General features: G+C 44.0%; 17 protein-coding genes and 1 other annotated feature. Of the genes, 12 read left to right on the top strand and 5 right to left on the bottom strand.

What is annotated here, in order from left to right:
* Positions 1–68 precede the first annotated feature (68 nt).
* From H5300_RS01080 to H5300_RS01090, 3 genes are all read left to right on the top strand, one after another.
* On the top strand, positions 69–1820 hold the full coding sequence (locus tag H5300_RS01080) for a diguanylate cyclase domain-containing protein (RefSeq protein WP_182795265.1): 1752 nt from the start codon (positions 69–71) through the stop codon (positions 1818–1820).
* 151 nt (positions 1821–1971) lie between these two features.
* Positions 1972–4395, top strand: a complete 2424-nt coding sequence (arcB, locus tag H5300_RS01085) for an aerobic respiration two-component sensor histidine kinase ArcB (protein WP_065681773.1) — start codon at positions 1972–1974, stop codon at positions 4393–4395.
* Between the two features lie 7 nt (positions 4396–4402).
* Positions 4403–4846 (top strand): hypothetical protein, encoded by a 444-nt coding sequence (locus tag H5300_RS01090; protein ID WP_182795266.1) that lies wholly within the window; start codon positions 4403–4405, stop codon positions 4844–4846.
* 204 nt (positions 4847–5050) lie between these two features.
* Here H5300_RS01090 and arcA read toward each other — a convergent pair whose 3' ends face one another.
* Positions 5051–5767, bottom strand: a complete 717-nt coding sequence (gene arcA / locus H5300_RS01095) for a two-component system response regulator ArcA (protein WP_004741534.1) — start codon at positions 5765–5767, stop codon at positions 5051–5053.
* Between the two features lie 372 nt (positions 5768–6139).
* Positions 6140–6298: a hypothetical protein gene (locus H5300_RS28295; RefSeq protein ID WP_004734992.1), complete on the bottom strand. Its 159-nt coding sequence runs from the start codon at positions 6296–6298 to the stop codon at positions 6140–6142.
* A 47-nt stretch (positions 6299–6345) separates the two neighbouring features.
* Here H5300_RS28295 and H5300_RS01100 point away from each other — a divergent pair, with 47 nt between their 5' ends.
* Positions 6346–6831: a putative 4-hydroxy-4-methyl-2-oxoglutarate aldolase gene (locus H5300_RS01100; RefSeq protein ID WP_004734993.1), complete on the top strand. Its 486-nt coding sequence runs from the start codon at positions 6346–6348 to the stop codon at positions 6829–6831.
* A gap of 29 nt (positions 6832–6860) precedes the next feature.
* Here the strand turns inward: H5300_RS01100 and H5300_RS01105 are convergent, their stop codons facing one another.
* Complete coding sequence (locus tag H5300_RS01105; RefSeq protein ID WP_017077706.1) at positions 6861–7337, bottom strand: hypothetical protein; 477 nt, start codon at positions 7335–7337, stop codon at positions 6861–6863.
* Positions 7338–7653: 316 nt separating this feature from the next.
* Positions 7654–7773: a sequence feature (Thr leader region), on the top strand.
* A gap of 29 nt (positions 7774–7802) precedes the next feature.
* Here H5300_RS01105 and thrA point away from each other — a divergent pair.
* Genes thrA through thrC form a run of 3 tightly spaced genes read left to right on the top strand, consistent with a single transcriptional unit; the run spans position 7803 to position 12516 of the window.
* Positions 7803–10262: a bifunctional aspartate kinase/homoserine dehydrogenase I gene (thrA, locus tag H5300_RS01110; protein ID WP_017087520.1), complete on the top strand. Its 2460-nt coding sequence runs from the start codon at positions 7803–7805 to the stop codon at positions 10260–10262.
* Between the two features lie 17 nt (positions 10263–10279).
* Positions 10280–11236: a homoserine kinase gene (thrB, locus tag H5300_RS01115; protein ID WP_004734996.1), complete on the top strand. Its 957-nt coding sequence runs from the start codon at positions 10280–10282 to the stop codon at positions 11234–11236.
* Positions 11233–12516: a threonine synthase gene (thrC, locus tag H5300_RS01120; protein ID WP_004734997.1), complete on the top strand. Its 1284-nt coding sequence runs from the start codon at positions 11233–11235 to the stop codon at positions 12514–12516. The genes thrB and thrC overlap by 4 nt, the downstream gene beginning before the upstream one ends.
* A gap of 78 nt (positions 12517–12594) precedes the next feature.
* Here the strand turns inward: thrC and grcA are convergent, their stop codons facing one another.
* On the bottom strand, positions 12595–12972 hold the full coding sequence (gene grcA, locus H5300_RS01125) for an autonomous glycyl radical cofactor GrcA (protein WP_004734998.1): 378 nt from the start codon (positions 12970–12972) through the stop codon (positions 12595–12597).
* A 326-nt stretch (positions 12973–13298) separates the two neighbouring features.
* On the opposite strand from grcA, the gene nfo reads away from it, so the two are divergent.
* From nfo to H5300_RS01140, 3 genes are all read left to right on the top strand, one after another.
* Positions 13299–14207: a deoxyribonuclease IV gene (gene nfo / locus H5300_RS01130; RefSeq protein ID WP_061024544.1), complete on the top strand. Its 909-nt coding sequence runs from the start codon at positions 13299–13301 to the stop codon at positions 14205–14207.
* Between the two features lie 397 nt (positions 14208–14604).
* Positions 14605–15285 carry a uracil-DNA glycosylase gene (gene ung, locus H5300_RS01135; RefSeq protein ID WP_182795267.1) on the top strand — a complete coding sequence of 227 codons (681 nt, stop codon included), beginning with the start codon at positions 14605–14607 and terminating at the stop codon, positions 15283–15285.
* A gap of 86 nt (positions 15286–15371) precedes the next feature.
* On the top strand, positions 15372–15923 hold the full coding sequence (locus H5300_RS01140) for a hemerythrin domain-containing protein (protein WP_004735001.1): 552 nt from the start codon (positions 15372–15374) through the stop codon (positions 15921–15923).
* A gap of 150 nt (positions 15924–16073) precedes the next feature.
* On the opposite strand, the gene H5300_RS01145 is transcribed toward H5300_RS01140, so the two are convergent.
* Positions 16074–16262 carry a DUF3545 family protein gene (locus H5300_RS01145; RefSeq protein WP_004735002.1) on the bottom strand — a complete coding sequence of 63 codons (189 nt, stop codon included), beginning with the start codon at positions 16260–16262 and terminating at the stop codon, positions 16074–16076.
* A gap of 712 nt (positions 16263–16974) precedes the next feature.
* On the opposite strand from H5300_RS01145, the gene H5300_RS01150 reads away from it, so the two are divergent.
* The gene (locus tag H5300_RS01150) at positions 16975–18405 is read left to right on the top strand and encodes a sodium:alanine symporter family protein (RefSeq protein WP_009848420.1); all 1431 of its coding nucleotides are present in this window, start codon (positions 16975–16977) and stop codon (positions 18403–18405) included.
* A 313-nt stretch (positions 18406–18718) separates the two neighbouring features.
* Positions 18719–19495 (top strand): peroxide stress protein YaaA, encoded by a 777-nt coding sequence (yaaA, locus tag H5300_RS01155; protein WP_017084789.1) that lies wholly within the window; start codon positions 18719–18721, stop codon positions 19493–19495.
* The last annotated feature ends 193 nt before the right edge of the window (positions 19496–19688 follow it).

The following is a 19688-nucleotide window of genomic DNA, read 5'->3' on the forward strand; positions in this document are numbered from 1 at the left end:
CAGCAGATAAAACCAACAAATAGTGGTAACATTTCCCTCACAGATTTTATGGTATAGATTGAGAGTAAATGGAACTGGTAATGACTTGGTTGTGGGACAGGGCGTATGGCTACGGTATTTATATCGTTGTTGTATTGCTGATTGCTCTCATCTGCTGGCATCTTTATTCACGTTATCAGTCGCATCTTGAAAAACTTCTACTCGCTACTCCATCGCCACTCTACTTTGTTGATGTTCGAAGTGGAGAGATCTTATATGCCAATCGCCAAGCTATGCAGCTGCTTGGTATTCGCCAAGTTGGCGTTAACTTTCGATTTCCTACCGTTGAAAGCGAGAATAGCTTTCGTCATTACTTAACCAATCACATCAACTCTCGATCATTTGAGCAGGTCTCCCTGTGGGCGCTGTCTGAATTTGAGTCCTTTAAGATCAATTTGGTTGGTCGCAGGATCCGTTTTAGAAGTAAGAAAGCGTGGATGATTCACGCATCACCGTATAAAAATACAGATGAAGAGGTGTCCCAAGAAGTTCGTGAGCTTAATGTCGCGCGCACCGCTTTGGATTCTTTATCTGAGCTGATCTATGTAAAAGATCAAAAGGGTGAGTTGGTGACGAGTAATCGCTCATTTAAAAAGTTTTGGCATGGACGCTCTGAAGAGGGCACTTTGAGTGTTTCTGGTGGGGCTTTAAAAGGTCGAGTCAGTGAACGTTCGTGGACAACGGATCAAGACGGTAAGGGGTGCTTGCTTGAAACCTACCAAAGTGTCTTGCTCTCGCAAGATGGATCAACCATAGGTACGCTCTCAATTAGCCATGATGTGACCGACTGGCACAACATGCAGCAAAAGCTGCGCGGCGAAATGGAAAAGCGAAAAGATACTGAAGTCGCGCTTGCCCAACGTGACACCATCCTCCAAAACATCTTGGAAGCGAGCCCTGACTCGATTGGTATCTTCAACGAAAATATGGTTTACCAAGCATGTAATAAGCCATTTGTGGCTGCGCTGGGTATCTCTGAAGTGAGTGATTTGGTCGGTAAGCGCCTGCAAGATGTGGTGCCTAATAGTATGTATATGCGTATTTCAGACACCGATCACCAAGTGCTTCATCAAGGTAAGTCATTACGCTATATCGATAAGGTCGTCTCTAGTGATGGCGAGTACACTTGGTATGATGTGGTGAAATCGCCGTTTAGAGATCTGGCATCAAGCACTAATGGTGTGTTGATCATGGCGCGTGATATTACAGAACGTTACCTTGCGGAGCAGAAACTTGAAGAAGCCAACCTTGAGCTTGAGCGTCTTAGCTTTATGGACAGCCTGACTCAGGTTTCCAACCGCCGTCGTTTTGATGAACAGCTTTCGACGCTGTGGCATTATCATGTGCGTGAGAAATTACCACTGACGATTATGCTGTGTGACATCGATTTCTTTAAAGGTTACAACGATTTTTACGGACATCAACAAGGTGATGATGCTCTGATCCAAGTCTCTCAGGCATTTAAGCAGGTGCTGAACCGTTCATCGGATTGTGTGGCTCGTTACGGTGGTGAAGAGTTCGGCTTTATTCTACCGAATACCACGGCTGAGGGTGCTCAGCTGGTGGCACAGCGTATCCATGATGGGATCCTTAAATTGGAACTGGCGCATGAGAAATCGAATGTCTCTGAATTCATCACGGTGAGTATTGGTATTATCTCTTACATTCCGACACCTGATGATGAAATGGATTCGGCGGTTGCCTTGGCTGACAGTGCGTTGTATCAAGCTAAATCCGACGGTCGAAACCGTTCGATGGTGCATCCTTCCTCAATTCGATAAGCACATTTATCTCTTGCTGCCCCTCTATTTATCCCACTTATCTGTTTTAAACAATATAACTGTAGCTCTCTTGCTGCGTGTGATGTAGCTAGCTTACCTCCTCTCTTTAAACAGGGTAGAATATTGCTAGTCTTATCGCATGGAGCGTTAAATGAAACCCATGAAAAATCTCGCTCAGTATTACGTGGATCTACTCGTAAAACTGGGGATTGTCCGCTTTTCTATCTTACTCGCCTTAGCGCTTGTAGCCCTCGCAGTTGTTGTGCAAGTGGGTATTACCCTCGCACTCAAAGGTAATGTTGATGATATCGACATTGTCCGTTCGGTTTTCTTCGGTTTAGTGATCACGCCTTGGGCGGTTTATTTCCTATCAGTGGTCGTAGACCAGCTGGAAGAGTCTCGTCAAAGGTTGGCGAAATTGGTCTCTAAGCTTGGTGACATGCGAGAGCGAGATCAAGAGCTCAACAATAAACTGCAACTCAATATCGAGAAGCTTAATCAAGAAATTGAAGAGCGTGAAAAAGCGGAAGAAGCGCGTGCAGAAGCAATGCACGATCTCGAAAATGAGGTGTTCCAGCGTGAGCGAACTCAGCTTGAACTCGCAGAGCGTACGGCATTGCTACGCTCGTTTATCGATGCCTCTCCTGATCTTATTTACTATCGCAATGAAGATGGTGTGTTCTCTGGTTGTAACCGTGCAGTTGAAGAGCTTACTGGCAAGACAGAAAAAGATCTCGTTGGCTTAACGCCTTGGGATGTTTATAGCAAAGAGATCGCTCAACAAGTTGTTGAAACCGATAAGAAGGTATTTGCTGACAACCAAGCACTGACTTATGACCAATGGTTGGAATACCCTGATGGTCGTAAGAGCTACTTCGAACTGCGTAAGGTGCCTTTCTACAGTAAAGAAGGTCGTCACTTGGGCTTGGTCGGTTTTGGCCGTGATATTACTGAGCGTAAAGAGCACCAAGAGTCATTGGAGAAAGCCAGTCGTGATAAGACCACCTTTATCTCAACCATTAGCCACGAGTTAAGAACGCCGCTCAATGGCATCATCGGCTTGAGTCGTATGTTGTTGGATAGCCAACTGACGACCGAGCAGCGCAAGCAGATGCAAACCATCAAGGTGAGCGCGGTGACATTGGGTAATATCTTTAACGATATTATCGATATGGACAAATTTGATCGTCGTAAACTTGAGTTATTCCCAACTCCGCTCAACTTTGAAGATTTCGTTGTCGAAATCGAGAGTATTTCTGCGTTAATGGCAGAGCAAAAAGGGTTAAGGTTTGATCTTGAAAGGTTATCGGATCTTCCTGCTGCGGTCGAAGTGGATGGCACTCGTCTTAGACAGGTGTTGTGGAACCTTGTTAGTAATGCCATGAAGTTCACCAAAGATGGTGGTGTGGTGATGACAGTCAGCGCTGAAATTGATGGCGACTTTGCCAACATCACCATGGAAGTAGAAGACACCGGGATTGGTATTCCTGAAAGTGAAATCGAGAAGATCTTCGCGATGTACTACCAGGTGAAGTCGGGAACAGATAATCTACACGCTGTCGGTACTGGTATTGGTCTTGCCGTGTCTCAACAGCTGATCAATATGATGGATGGTCACATTGAAGTCACCAGTGAAGAGGGCTTTGGTAGTACCTTTACGGTTTCTATTCGAGTGCCTGTTAATCACGATACTCAGGCTCTGATCAAAACGCCAAGAAAGCAGTCCAATCTTAAGATCTTCATGGTCGAAGATATTGAGCTTAATATCACAGTAGCTCGCTCTCTACTTGAAAGCCTTGGTCATGAAGTGACAGTCGTAATGACGGGTAAAGAGGCGCAAATCGTTTTCAACCCGAAAGATTATGACTTGGTATTACTGGATATCCAGTTACCAGATATGACGGGCTTCGATATTGCTCAATACTACCGCGAAAAATATAGCAAGCTGCCGCCTTTGGTGGCATTAACCGCGAACGTATTAAACAACAAGCAAGAGTACTTCCAGAAAGGCATGGACGAAGCGATCAGTAAACCACTGTCGGTTCGTGCAATCCAGGATGTCATCAGTGATCTTATCGAGGATGCGCCAGAGGTTATTGAGAAAGCTAAGGGTATTGATACAGCCAAGGGGATTGATACTGCAAAGGATGTTGAAAAAGTAACCGGTATTGAGAAAGTAACAGGTGCTGAAAAAGTAGTAGCGAGTAAGCCTGCTCTTTCAACGATTGATACCACTTTGCTTGATATTGATATGCTAGAGTCTTATGTTGACATTGTCGGGTCGAAACCGGTTTTGGACAGCATCGTGATGTTTGAAGATATGATGCCGGAATATATGGAAATATTGAATTCCAACATGGTGGCGAAAGATCAAGACAGCATCGTTTCTGAAGCGCATAAGATTAAAGGTGCGGCAGGTTCAATTGGCCTGAAGCGCATACAGCAAGTTGCTCAGAAAGCTCAATCTCCAGATATGCCTGCGTGGTGGGAGAACATTTCAGATTGGGTTGATGAAATAAATAACGAATACCAGAATGACATTGAAGTCTTAAAGAGTTGGTTAAATCAAAGGTAGAAGAATAATGAAAAAATTAGCATTCGCCGCATATGTCGTGGCATTAGCGGGTTGTTCTGCACCACAAGTAGAATGGCAGCAAGATAACCAAGTAGAAATATCTGCAGCGACAGTCACAATGAAAAGCAACCTGTGGCACAACAAGATGCCTACGATTGGAGAGGCTCAAGATAAGACTCTGCACGGTTCTATCTACCTAGAGTCTGACTCACAACTACCAGCAACGCTTGCGGTTGAGAGTGTGACAGTTAAACAGGGTGCGGATACCTTGTTGGTAACAGCTGACGATCTTGATTTAAGAACACACAGTGAAACTCAGTGGGAAGTCGCTTTTGTATGGCAGCTAGAGATCGATAGTGACAAGCCTGTTGATGTTGCGATTGAACTCAAAGACGGCGAAACCGTGAAGTGGCTCGTCGAGAAAGACGTTAAGGTTGATACGGTTTACTAAAACCTTAGCGATCAATGAACAATAAAAAAGGGAGAATGCGTTGGCATTCTCCCTTTTTAATCACTATTGATTACGCTTCGACTGTTAGGAGTACTATTGGTTTATAAGTACTATCAGTTTATAAGTACTAACGGTTTAGAAGTGCTATCGGTTTAGAACAGCTAACCGACTACAAGAACTAAACGGCCCGAAGCGCGAATCGAATTAGTCTTCTAGGTCACCACAAAAGCGGTAGCCTTCACCGTGAATCGTTGCGATGATTTCTGGCGTACCAGAAACAGACTCAAAGTGTTTACGAATACGACGGATTGTTACGTCTACAGTACGATCGTGTGGCTTAAGCTCACGGCCAGTCATCTTCTTAAGAAGGTCTGCACGTGTTTGGATCTTACCTGGGTTCTCACAGAAGTGAAGTAGAGCGCGGAACTCTGAACGAGGTAGCTTGTAGCCTTCGCCATCTGGGCTAACCAGAGAACGACTGTTGATGTCTAGTACCCAACCATTGAACTCGTACTTCTCAACGCTACGCTTTTCTTCTTGAACAGAGCTTGTGCTCATTGAACGGTTCAGAAGGTTGCGTGCACGGATAGTCAGTTCACGAGGGTTGAAAGGCTTAGTGATGTAGTCATCAGCGCCGATCTCTAGGCCAAGGATCTTATCAACTTCATTATCACGACCCGTTAAGAACATAAGCGCTACATTTGCTTGCTCACGTAGTTCACGCGCAAGTAGTAGGCCATTCTTACCAGGAAGGTTGATGTCCATAATTACAAGGTTAACTTGGTTGTCAGATAGCACTTGGTGCATCTCTTCACCGTCGCTAGCCTCAAAAACAGCATATCCCTCTGCTTCAAAAATACTCTTTAGAGTGTTACGAGTTACTTGCTCATCTTCAACGATAAGAATCTGCGGGGTTTGCATTTGGCGGTACCTAAATTTGTGACGAAACTGTGCTAATAGAATAAATTCTAGGCAAAAACATAACATACAGGTAATGTATTTTTGATGATAACTTAAAGTTTTCAAAAAAACACTTACTTCCAGCTATCTGCCTTCCTTGAAGTATTGCCCAATAACGTAGATCCAGTACGCCTTTCAATCATTCTGTTAGTGATTGCAGTGGATTCTATAATGTTAACAGCATGCTAACAACGCGAGAATGTTAATTCCATTCACTTTGTTGATTTACATCAATTGCCGTATCGCAACAAACTTTAATAGTATGGCTACAACTTAACCAATGTTATGGTGATTATTTAGCAGCAAAACTAGAATGATTATTCGAGATAGTTCTCACATCTCGCTTGCTAAAGACCAGATTTTGAACCAAGGAAGCTGAAAGCTGTCCTTAGAGTCTAGTAGATAAATATGCGCAATCAACTCTAATTCAATATTAAATTGAGCATAGAACAATGAAAACAAAGGATTAATTCTAACAACATATAAAAGCATAGAGGCACACCCGCATTAGACGGCAACGCCTTACTCACGGAGGATATATGCACGATATAACACCTGATTTGTGTGACGAGTTTGAAAGCAAAGTCACCCAACTGAACATGCCATTGCAGAACTTCGGTCAACGTGGCGCGTTCTGGGGAAAAATTGTAACAGTTCGTTGTTATCACGATAATTCCAAGGTTCGCGAGGTTTTAGAGACTGACGGCAGTGGCAAAGTGCTCGTCGTAGACGGTAATGGTTCGTGTCAGAAAGCACTGCTTGGTGATCAATTGGCGATTCTAGCTATAGAAAACGGTTGGGAAGGCGTCATTGTGAATGGTGCGGTTCGTGATGTAGCGATGATGGCGCAGATGGATCTTGGTATTCAAGCGCTTGGGGCATCACCATTCAAAACTGAGAAGCACGGTGTTGGGCAAGTTAATGTCACGCTCACGGTACACAATCAACTGATTCAGCCTGGTGACTATATATATGCTGATTGGAATGGTGTGTTAATTTCAACGGAATTGTTGATTGAATCTTAACGGACTTATCAATCAAGAAGTGAGATAGATTAGAAACGAAATCCTAATCCCACTTCAACACCTTGCTGCCACTCTTCATAATCAAGGGTGGCATGCAAATCTAGATTGTCGGTCAGTTGTACTCGGCTTGAAACCTCAGCGGCGACTGACTTTTCACTGTCCTCGGTTTCATCTTTATAAGTGTGCAGAGAACTGTTGAAAGAGACTCTCTCTGAGAATTGATAGCTGACACCACTCAAGAATCCACTCTCATATTTTAGTGAATCACTATTAATACGTGTACCGACATAAAGATCTACATCGGCAAACAGACTGTAAGAATAGCCACTATCGACTTTCCAAGTGTCAAAGCTTTCACTTGATGCATTTTGTGTGGAGATAAAAAACTTATGGGCAGAACGATCGATTTGACTGGGTAGCAAAGGCAAATTGTTTAACAGAGGTAGGCTGTTCGCTGAACAAACAACAGGCATAGCAAAGGCTAAAAGAATAAGTAATCTCTTCACTTCCCACTCCTGATGTCATTATTATTGTTCTTCGAACGTTATCGTTCAATTAAAGCACAAGATCTGTACGTTCGCTGCACAATCGATATAGCATTTTGTTATGGCTATATATGCAATGGGTTAACTTTGTTGTTCTGATATCAAACCCAACCTTTGAATTGTAGGCTTATAGCCGCTGTTTTATCCCTGAAATGGCGGTTTGCTCTGAAAAATGGTGTGAATGTAAAAAAAAATCAACTTTTCATTGACGTGTAGTGCTAAAAATTGATACACGTAGAGTAAAGCACAAGCAGAGAATTTGATATGCAGCACGTAAGCCACCTAGTAATGACCACCACCATTATTATTACCGACATTCACATTGTTGGGGCAGGCTGCTAAGTAACGGATTTTAAAAAAAAAGGCCTGTATCCAACAAGATACAGGCCTTTTTTTGTACCATTTTTATGACTTATGGAGAAAGGGATGCGCGTTTTAAAGTTTGGAGGTTCATCATTAGCTGATGCAGATCGTTTTTTACGAGCAGCAGATATCATCGCTAATAATGCCCAGCAAGAAGAGCTAGCCGTTGTACTATCGGCTCCAGGAAAAACAACCAATAAGCTGGTTGCTGTTATTGAAGCAGCACTAAAAAATGGTGAAGCAGACGTACAGATCACCGAGATCGAATCATCATTCGCAGCATTGTTTGCAGAGATTCAAGCTGTATTGCCGTCAGTCGATGGCTCTGCATTTCAAGAGCAGGTTGATACCTCTCTTGCTCAACTTAAGCAGTTCGTGAATGGTATTAACCTACTGGGTATGTGCCCAAATCACGTAAATGCTCGCATCATCAGTAAAGGTGAGCGAATTTCAATCCAGTTGATGAAAGCGGTACTTGAAGCGAAAGGCCAGCCAGCAAGCCTGATTGACCCAGTTCAATACCTATACGCTAAAGGTGACCACCTTGAAGCGATGGTCGATGTGGATGTTTCAACTCAGAACTTCCGTCAATCACCGCTTCCACAAGGTCACGTGAACATCATGCCTGGCTTTACAGCAGGTAACGAAAAAGGTGAGCTAGTCACACTAGGTCGTAATGGTTCAGACTATTCTGCGGCTGTATTGGCTGCGTGTCTGCGTGCAGACTGTTGTGAGATCTGGACTGACGTCGATGGCGTTTACAACTGTGACCCTCGCTTAGTGGATGATGCTCGTCTTCTTAAATCGCTAAGCTATCAAGAAGCGATGGAGCTTTCTTACTTCGGCGCTTCGGTTCTACATCCGAAGACTATCGCTCCTATCGCGCAATTCCATATTCCTTGCCTAATCAAAAACAGCTTCAACCCACAGGGTGCAGGTACTTTGATCGGCCAAGACACTGGCGAAGATAACCTAGCAATCAAAGGCATCACTACGCTAAGTGACCTAACGATGGTTAACGTATCAGGCCCAGGTATGAAGGGTATGGTTGGTATGGCGAGTCGTGTATTCGGCGCGATGTCTTCTGCCGGCGTTTCTATCGTCCTTATTACTCAATCCTCTTCAGAGTACAGCATCAGCTTCTGTATTGAATCTGCTGATAAAGTGAAAGCGAAGCAAGTGCTATCAGATGCGTTTGAACTTGAGCTGAAAGATGGCCTGTTAGAGCCTGTTGAGTTCATGGACGATGTCGCGATTGTTACGTTGGTGGGTGACGGTATGCGCACTTCACGTGGCGTGGCGTCTCAATTCTTCTCTTCTTTAGCTGAAGTGAACGTCAACATCGTTGCTATCGCGCAAGGTTCTTCTGAGCGTGCTATCTCTGCGGTTATCCCTGAAGACAAAATCTCTGAAGCGATCAAGGCGTGTCACGAGAACCTATTTAACTCTAAGCACTTCCTTGACGTATTCGTTGTTGGTGTTGGTGGTGTTGGTGGGGAGCTTGTTGACCAGATCCAACGTCAACAAGGCAAACTGGCAGAAAAAGGCATCGTGATTCGCGTATGTGGCTTAGCAAACAGCAAAGGCTTGTTGCTAGATAGCGATGGTCTACCGCTAGAGCAGTGGCGTGATCGCATGTCGAGCGCGACAGAAGAGTTTAGCTTAGCGCGCTTAAATGCACTTGTTCAACGTAACCACATTATCAATCCAGTATTGGTTGACTGTACGTCTAGCGAAGGCATTGCGGCGCAATACGCTGATTTCCTAGCGGCTGGTTTCCACGTGGTAACACCAAATAAGAAAGCAAATACAGCGAGCATGGCTTACTACCATCAGCTTCGTGAAGTTGCACGTAATTCACGTCGTAAGTTGATGTACGAGACAACAGTAGGAGCAGGTCTACCAGTCATCGAAAACCTACAGAACCTAATCTCTGCGGGTGATGAGCTTGAGAAATTCAACGGCATTCTTTCTGGTTCACTGTCTTACATATTCGGTAAGCTTGATGAAGGTATGACACTGAGCCAAGCAACCAATATTGCAAAAGATAACGGCTTTACTGAACCGGATCCTCGTGATGATCTGTCTGGTATGGATGTGGCGCGTAAGCTGCTTATTCTCGCTCGAGAAGCGGGCATGGCACTTGAGCTTGAAGATGTTGAAGTTGACCAAGCATTGCCACCGGGTTTTGATGATTCAGGCACGGTTGAAGAGTTTATGGCTCGCTTGCCAGAAGCGGATGCTTACTTCCAAGAACAGTCAGCGATCGCAGCAGAAGAAGGCAAAGTACTTCGTTATGTTGGTGAAATCGCCGATGGTAAGTGTAAAGTTCGTATCGCAGCTGTTGATGGCGACGACCCAATGTTCAAGATTAAAGATGGCGAGAACGCATTAGCATTCTACAGCCGTTACTACCAACCGATCCCTCTAGTATTGCGTGGTTACGGTGCGGGTACTGAAGTTACAGCTGCAGGCGTATTCTCTGATGTGATGCGTACTCTTGGTTGGAAATTAGGAGTTTAGGAATGAGTTCAAGTGATATGGATGTTGTTGTTTATGCGCCTGCATCAATCGGCAATGTCAGTGTAGGGTTTGATGTGCTGGGGGCCGCTGTGTCTCCAGTGGATGGCACGCTGCTCGGTGACCGAGTTATGGTTAAAGCAGGTGATGAATCATTCTCACTAAAAACAGCAGGCAGTTTTGTTTCTAAGCTGCCAACTGAAACCAAAGAAAACATTGTCTACGACTGCTGGGTTGTGTTCTCTAGAGAGCTTGATAAAAAAGGCGTTGCGGTTAAGCCTTTGGAAATGACACTAGAAAAGAACATGCCTATTGGTTCTGGTTTAGGTTCAAGTGCTTGTTCAATTGTCGCGGCACTGGATGCTTTAAACCGTTTTCATGGTCAGCCACTGAATGAAACTGAACTGCTTGCTCTGATGGGCGAAATGGAAGGTAAAATTTCAGGCGGTATCCACTACGATAACGTTGCACCCTGTTACCTTGGTGGTGTGCAATTAATGCTGGAAGAGCTAGGTATCATTAGTCAAGAGGTACCATGTTTTGATGACTGGTACTGGGTAATGGCGTATCCGGGCATTAAGGTTTCAACGGCAGAAGCTCGCGAGATTCTACCTTCTCAATATCGTCGCCAGGATGTGATTGCTCATGGTCGCCATTTAGCGGGTTTCATCCATGCTTGCCACTCTGGTCAGCCAGAGCTAGCCGCTAAGATGATCAAAGACGTGATTGCTGAACCATATCGTGAGAAACTGCTTCCAGGGTTTGCTGATGCGCGTAAATACGCAACCTCAGCTGGAGCGCTTGCTACTGGGATCTCCGGTAGTGGCCCAACTCTATTTAGCATTTGCAAAGAACAAGATGTCGCCGAGCGTGTTGCACGCTGGTTAGAACAAAATTATGTACAAAACGAAGAAGGATTCGTCCACGTTTGTCGCTTAGATAAGCAAGGTTCGATCGTTACAGGAAGTGAGTTATGAAGCTGTACAACATCAAAGAAAATGACGAGCAAGTCTCTTTTGGCCAAGCCGTTCGTCAAGGTCTAGGCCGCAATCAAGGTCTATTTTTCCCATCTGAACTGCCAAAGTTTGATGACATCGATGCGCTGCTAGCAGAGGACTTTGTCCCTCGTAGTTCAAAGATTCTCTCGGCTTTAATAGGCGATGAGCTACCAAAAGAACAGGTTGCTCAATTGGTGGATGCGGCGTTCCAGTTCCCTGCACCTATCAAGCAAGTAAAAGACGGTGTTTACGCGCTTGAGCTTTTCCACGGCCCAACACTCGCGTTTAAAGATTTTGGTGGCCGCTTTATGGCTCAATCTTTAGCTGCTGTTTCAGATGGTGGTCAAATCACTATTTTAACGGCAACATCAGGTGATACTGGCGCGGCGGTTGCGCACGCTTTCTACGGTATGGAAGACATTAATGTTGTGATCCTTTACCCGAAAGGCAAGATCAGCCCACTGCAAGAGAAGCTGTTTTGTACGCTAGGTAAGAACATCCATACTGTGGCGATCGATGGCGACTTTGATGCGTGTCAGGCGCTAGTGAAAGATGCATTTGACGATGCTGAGCTGCGTAAAGAGATCGGTCTTAACTCGGCAAACTCTATCAACATCAGCCGTTTGATGGCTCAGATCTGTTACTACTTTGAAGCGGCTTCTCAGCTAACCAAAGAGCAACGTGAGAACCTTGTTATCTCAGTACCAAGTGGTAACTTTGGTAACCTTACAGCAGGTCTACTCGCTAAAGCACTAGGCCTACCTGTGAAGCGTTTCATTGCTGCAACCAACGAAAATGACACGGTTCCTCGTTACCTAGAAACAGGTCAATGGGATCCAAAACCGACGGTAGCAACAACGTCAAACGCGATGGACGTAAGCCAGCCAAACAACTGGCCACGTATCGAAGAGCTTTGCCAACTGAAAGGTTGGGGACTGGATACTTTGGGTAAAGGTAAAGTATCTGACGAGCAGAGCGCTGAGTCAGTACGTGACCTAAAAGCACAGGGTTACCTATGTGAACCACATGGTGCGATTGCTTACCGTCTACTGGAAGAGCAACTGCAAGAGAACGAGACAGGCCTGTTCTTGTGTACTGCACACCCAGCGAAATTCAAAGAAGTGGTTGATGATATTTTAGGTACGGATATTGAACTGCCAGGCCCGCTAGCAAAACATGCGGCGATGGAGTTGTTATCTGAAGATCTTGATAATGATTTTGAAGCGCTAAAAGTAGTGCTTCGTCGAGTTCAACCGTAACGTACATCTGTATTGTTGAACAAATAAAAACGGCGCTCAATGAGCGCCGTTTTTGTATTCTAATTCAAGCTCTAAAAATTATAGAGACTCGGTGAACGTACGTGCGATAACGTCACGTTGTTGTTCAGTCGTTAGAGAGTTGAAACGTACAGCGTAACCCGATACACGGATAGTTAGCTGTGGGTAGTTCTCTGGGTTAGCAACTGCATCTTCTAACGTTTCACGCTTAAGAACGTTAACGTTTAGATGTTGACCGCCTTCGATGCGTGGTGCTGCTTCGATTGCAACTTCACGGCTTTCGTAGTCGCCTAGGTCTGCAGCTGAGATAACTTGGTCAGCTTCGAAACCTGCAGTAGCAACAACACAACGAGCTTCATTCTTTTCGTTGTCTAGTAGCCAGATTGAGTTTAGTAGGTCATCGTTTGCTGCTTTAGTAATTTGAATACCTTGGATCATAACTATCTCCTAGTCCACTGAATGTGGTTTGATTATGGTGTTAACTTTCGATTTTTGTTGAGCTGGGTAATATATACCTAATATCTGTAAGGTTAACATTGATTTAAGTCAAAAAACAACCAAAAACCATATTTTCACAAAGGTGATTATATTGAGGTAAATCAATAAAACCTTTGAAAACAAAGTAATTACAAAATATTTTAAAGTATAAAAAATATTTAACAGTCTTATTTGTTGTAAGTTTACTACATTTGTTGTGTTTTTATTGAACTACAAACGATACGACCCTTTATTTATTAAGCATTCTGAAAGTGTAAAGTGATTTAATGACAAACAATAATTCATCCTCAAAACCTCAAACCAATATTAAGTTTATTGGTGCTCATGTGTCTGCTGCTGGTGGTGTTGATCAGGCGCCAATGCGCGCAAGAGAGATCGGTGCCAATGCTTTTGCGCTGTTTACCAAAAACCAAAGACAGTGGGCAGCAAAGCCGCTGGAAGCTAAAACCATTAGTGCGTTTAAAGCCAATTGCAAAATGTTGGGCTTTAGTGCTGAGAATATTCTTCCTCATGACTCCTACCTAATTAACCTAGGAGCACCAGAAGAAGAGAAGCTAGAGAAATCACGCGCGGCTTTTATTGATGAAATGGAGCGTTGTAATCAACTTGGACTCACGCTTTTGAATTTTCATCCTGGGAGTCATTTGAAGAAAATCTCAGAAAGCGAATGTTTGGCCAAGATAGCTGAATCGATCAACCTAGCTCATCAAGCGGTGCCTGATGTAATTGCAGTGATTGAGAATACCTCAGGGCAGGGGACTAATCTGGGTTGGAGGTTTGAGCACCTAGCAGAGATCATCGACCAAGTAGAAGATAAGTCGCGTGTCGGTGTGTGTTTAGATACTTGCCATACGTTTACGGCCGGTTATGACTTACGAACAAAAGAAGCGTGTGAGCATACTTTTGCTGAGTTCGAGCGCATTGTGGGTATGCACTATCTAAGAGCAATGCACATCAATGATTCAAAAGCTGAGTTTGCGAGCCGAGTCGATCGACATCATTCTTTAGGAAAAGGCGAAATTGGCTGGGATTGTTTTGAGTATATTGCCTCTGATTCTCGCTTTAATGGTATTCCTCTTATCTTGGAAACCATTGATTCGACGATCTGGAAAGAGGAAATTCAACAACTTAGAATGTTTCATCGCTCAGCAACGCTAGCGAGCGAAGAAGCGTAATAATAGAGGGGGAAATTTATTTCCGTCTCTTTCTAATAATTGGCACCTTTCTTTCATAGTATTAAAGTGAATATGTAGTTCACGATGTCTTACAGGAGGTGCCTTTATGTATTCAATCACCCAAACTTCAACTGTTGCTGTCGCAAGTCGTTTACCAACACCAAACCGTCACGTGCATAGCCATGGCCACCATCGTACACAGCAAAAAAGTGGTTAATCGAGATAAACACAACTTGAACTGATTATTATGATTCATCAACAAGTGAACCCTACACATCATGTTTATTGATAGCTGTATGAGGTATAACTAGAGCCTTATTTAGGACAGTTAGCCGATACAGCTATTTTTTTGTCTGGTGAAAGCCCCTAGAAACCTTGATGATTGGGAAGTAAAACGATGAGCGCACCAAAGAGTTGGGAATCCATTATTAATGATGAACGTGACAAAGAGTACTTTCAGGGTGTTCTCGCTTTTGTCGAACAGCAACGTAATAGTGGGAAAACCATCTACCCTCCTCAAGAGCAAGTGTTCAGTGCTTTCAATATGACGCCTTTTGAGTCTGTACGCGTGGTTATCCTTGGGCAAGACCCTTATCACGGCGCTAAGCAAGCTCACGGCTTAGCATTCTCTGTGCTACCTGGCGTTAAAATTCCACCGTCTCTACGTAATATGTACAAAGAACTCGCACAAGATATAGAGGGCTTTGAGATCCCTAGTCATGGTTACCTCGATACTTGGGCATCTCAAGGGGTATTAATGTTGAATACGGTACTGACAGTAGAAGAGGCAAAAGCACACTCACATGCTAAGTGTGGTTGGGAAACCTTTACCGATGCCATCATTGCTGAGCTAAATCAGCGTTCTGAGCCGATCATTTTCTTATTATGGGGCGCGCATGCCCAGAAGAAAGGCCAAGCCATTGATGCAGACAAGCACCACGTGTTGGTTGCACCTCATCCATCACCATTATCAGCACGCCGTGGTTTCTTCGGTTGTCAGCATTTCTCGATGACCAACGAACTACTCTCTTCTATTAATCAACAGCCTATCGATTGGACATTACCACTGGCACTGTAGGTTGATGATTTTCTGAGCAGGGTCAAACCACAAATTGCTATCTTCATATACACTTATAAATAGTAGGTGTAATGGAGTGCAATACTATGATGATTGAAAGGATAAGACGAGAGCATGGCTATATGGCTCGCTTGCTCGCGATACTCAACAATAAGTTAGAGCATCTAAAACAAGAGCGAGAAATAAACTATAGCTTGATCGCAGAGGTGGTTCATTATCTCATGAACCATTCAGATAAGGTGCATCACCCGAAAGAAGACGTTATTTATCGTTACTACCTCAAGCAATACGGCAGCGATCAAATGATTGAAGACTTGGAGCTGGAACATCAATTGCTTTCTGAGAAAACCGCGGACTTTTTAGGTGTGGTCGATATGATCCTCCAAGATGCGGTTGTTCCTCAGCAAGTCTTTATTGAGCAGCTTGAAGCCTTTGTTAAAGCTCAACGAAAGCACATGGAATATGAAGAGAAGCATGTGTTACCGATGATTGTGAAGGCATTCACGGTCAAAGATTGGCAAGAAGTAGAGTCTCAATGGCTTCAACCGGAAGACGACCCTGTCTTTGGAGAGACAATTGCCGATCAGTACCGCCAACTTGCGGCTCGTGTTCGACAGAATGAGCAAGAGTGCGTTTAGCCCGTTGTCGTATTGAAACGCTGCTATTATTAGGCGCTCTCTATTAAGACGCTCGCTTTCAAATTGTGCTCTAAATCGAAGAGTGGTTTCATACAATAAAAAAGGCACCTGCATAGGTGCCTTTTGCTATCTGATTTATTATCGTGCAGATTAAAGCTTTATATCATCAAGGCTAAAATCGAGACCGAGATTCATCTCTCTGAGCTCTTTCTCAAGCTGTCTACGATCGTTGATTGCCTCGATTTCACGCCATTTACGCTTGAGCGGTTTCGAGCGAGTTTTTTGAGTTGCACGAGGCATTTCTAGTTCTGATAGTTCATCGAATTGAAAGCTATCCATAAGCCATATCTCCTTCCGTGGGAATCGTTCTTACGAACTATTAAATATCATATTTAGGTTCACAATAACCTTGATTTGTTTCTCATTTGTTTCAAATCTATGAAGGTTTTGTTCTTTTTTCTTATGCATGCTCACACATTGTGGGGATTTTTATGTGCAAAAAATAAGCAAACAAACCTAAGTAAACGATTAAATTAGGGGTTATGGAATGTTAATTCATTGTGCGAATGGAATGGTATTTTTACTACACTGCATTTAAGTGCGTATTGCGCCGTGCGGTAGCGGGTTCTCATTGCCCTAGAAAAAAATACAGATCTTCACTATACCTTGTAAAACCTAGGCTGACGTCATCTTTATAGGATGTCGTTCTTGTTTTGGTGGTGCCTTGGTTGTTGTTGATATTATGTCCCGATAATGTGACTTTTATTGGGCTGTATTGTTGAAAATTGTGTTAACAAAAGGTGTGTTATTAGTGAAATGTCATTTTAATATAAATTCACTTGCATATTGATTTTTAGGCCGTCTCGCTGCATTATCCGCCCGTCAAAAAATACACTGATACGTAAAATGGATGCATGAAGCGACATTTACAATCTAGATCGCAACAAATAAATATAAATCTAATGCCGACACAACTATTGACACTGGCATAGGTGATCTAGAGGAAGGCTCGGAAGCAAGATCGGTGCTTAAACTCAATTACGAGGTTCACGTGACAGACTTAATCAATTTGATGAACGATCTCCTTTGGGGATCTATCTTAGTTTACTTACTCGTTGGTGTGGGTATCTACTTCACTGTACGACTAGGCTTCATTCAATTCCGCCATTTCGGCCACATGTTCTCTGTTCTTAGAAACAGCCGTAAAGCAGACAGTGCTGGTATCTCTTCTTTCCAAGCTCTTTGTACTAGTCTAGCTGCTCGTGTAGGTACAGGTAACATGGCAGGTGTTGCAGTTGCTCTTACCGCTGGTGGCCCTGGTGCTATCTTCTGGATGTGGCTAATTGCCATGCTAGGTATGGCAACATCGTTTGCAGAAAGCACACTGGCACAGCTATACAAAACGCGTGATAACGACGGTAACTACCGCGGCGGTCCTGCATACTACATGGAGAAAGGCCTAGGTATGCGTTGGATGGGGGTTCTATTCTCTATCTTCCTAATCATCGCATTCGGTCTCGTATTCAACGCAGTTCAAGCGAACGCGATTGCAAGTGCAATGAACACGGCATTCGACTTCGAGCGTAGCTACGTTGGTGTTGGTATCGTTATTATCTCTGCATTCGTTATCTTCGGTGGTATCCGTAAGATTGCTCGCACTGCAGAAATCATTGTTCCAATCATGGCACTGGCTTACTTAGCTATCGCTATCTACGTAATGCTAATGAACATTGAGAAAGTGCCTGAAGTTCTGGCTCTTATCTTCAAGAGTGCCTTCGGTCTGCAAGAAGCAGCAGCGGGTGGCCTAGGTTACGCAATCGCACAAGCGATGATTAACGGTATCAAACGTGGTTTGTTCTCGAACGAAGCGGGTATGGGTTCTGCGCCAAACGCAGCAGCTTCTGCTACGCCTTACCCACCACACCCAGCATCACAAGGTTATGTGCAAATGCTAGGCGTGTTCATGGACACAATTGTTATCTGTTCTGCAACAGTAGCAATCATCCTGATGTCTGGTGAGTATGTACCGCACGGTGAAGTAACGGGTATCGAACTAACGCAACGTGCACTAACGGCACAAGTAGGCGAATGGGGTGGCATCTTTGTAGCGGTAGCGATTTTCTTCTTCGCTTTCACTTCAATCATTGCAAACTACTCGTACGCTGAAACGAACCTTATCTTCCTAGAGCACAACAACAAGAAGGGCCTAGTGCTGTTCCGTATCGTTGTTCTGGGTATGGTTATGTTCGGTTCTCTCGCGACACTGCCAACGGTATGGGCATTGGCTGACGTATCGATGGGCCTAATGGCGATTGTTAACTTGGTAGCGATCATCTTGCTATCGGGTATCGTGATTAAGCTAGCGAAAGACTACAACCGTCAATTAGACGCGGGTAAAGTACCCACGTTTGATGCGGATGATTTCCCAGAGCTTAAAGCTCAATTGGAAGATGGTATTTGGGTTAACAACAAGAAGAAGTAATCTTGTTGGAGTGATTCATCACTCATCCTAAAATCATTAGAAAGGCTAAGGTTTCGACCTTAGCCTTTTTCTTTGCCTGCGATTTCTATCTGTTTACAATTTCTATCTGCCTGCAGTTTTTCTTGGTGAGTGATTTTTGCTTTGTCTGTGATCTTTTCTTTGCAAGCGACCTTTTCTTTGTAAGCGATTCTTCTTTGTCAGCGACTTACAGCTAGATCTGTCTATCAAAGTAATAGGAAGAGTCATAAAGACAAGTTGATGTTTTTTCTATACTCTAGCTGCATCCAGTTAGATAACCGATTAGGGTAAAGTTATGTTAGTTGTCGTTTCTCCAGCCAAGACATTAGATTACGAATCACCATTAGCGACTGAGCGCTTCAGCCAGCCAGAGTTTGTTGAACACTCTGCAGAGCTTATTGAAGAGTGCCGCAAGCTGACACCTGCTGATGTTTCAGCTCTGATGAAAGTAAGCGATAAGATTGCTGGGCTGAACGTAGCGCGCTTTGAGCAATGGAGCGAGACCTTTACCCAAGACAACGCACGCCAAGCAATCCTAGCCTTTAAGGGCGATGTGTACACTGGCCTAGATGCTGAAACACTGTCGGACGATGATTTTGACTACGCACAGAATCACCTGCGTATGCTTTCTGGGTTATATGGCTTGCTTAAGCCGTTAGATCTGATGCAGCCTTACCGCCTAGAGATGGGCACACGCTTAGCTAATGAGCGTGGCACTAACTTGTACCAGTTCTGGGGCAATATCATCACTGATAAACTGAATGAGGCGTTGAATGCTCAAGGCGATAATGTATTGATCAACCTTGCATCGAACGAATATTTTAAAGCTGTGAAGCCGAAGAGCCTTGATGGTCAAATCATCACGCCAGTTTTTAAAGACTGTAAGAATGGCCAATACAAGGTGATCAGTTTTTACGCGAAAAAAGCGCGTGGCATGATGGCTCGCTACATCATTGAAAACAAAATTGATTCCGTTGAAGCGCTGACCAAATTTGATACGGCGGGTTACTACTTCGTTGAAGAAGAGTCGAACGCGAAAGAGCTCGTCTTCAAGCGTGAAGAGCAAAACTAGTAGCTCTTGGTTAATTAGTCACTCTTGGTTAATGAGTTACTCTCGGTTTGAGTCGGTAATTAAAATTAGAGGCCTAGTCATTTAGCCTGATAACAAGCCAGACAATAACAAGCCAGACAAAGAAAAGCCCCATGCAGAGAACTGCATGGGGCTTTTTATTGAATCATTGAAAGGCGGTTAGATTACTTGTTCT

Source organism: Vibrio sp. SG41-7 (genome assembly GCF_014164465.1).
Taxonomy (GTDB): domain Bacteria; phylum Pseudomonadota; class Gammaproteobacteria; order Enterobacterales; family Vibrionaceae; genus Vibrio; species Vibrio splendidus.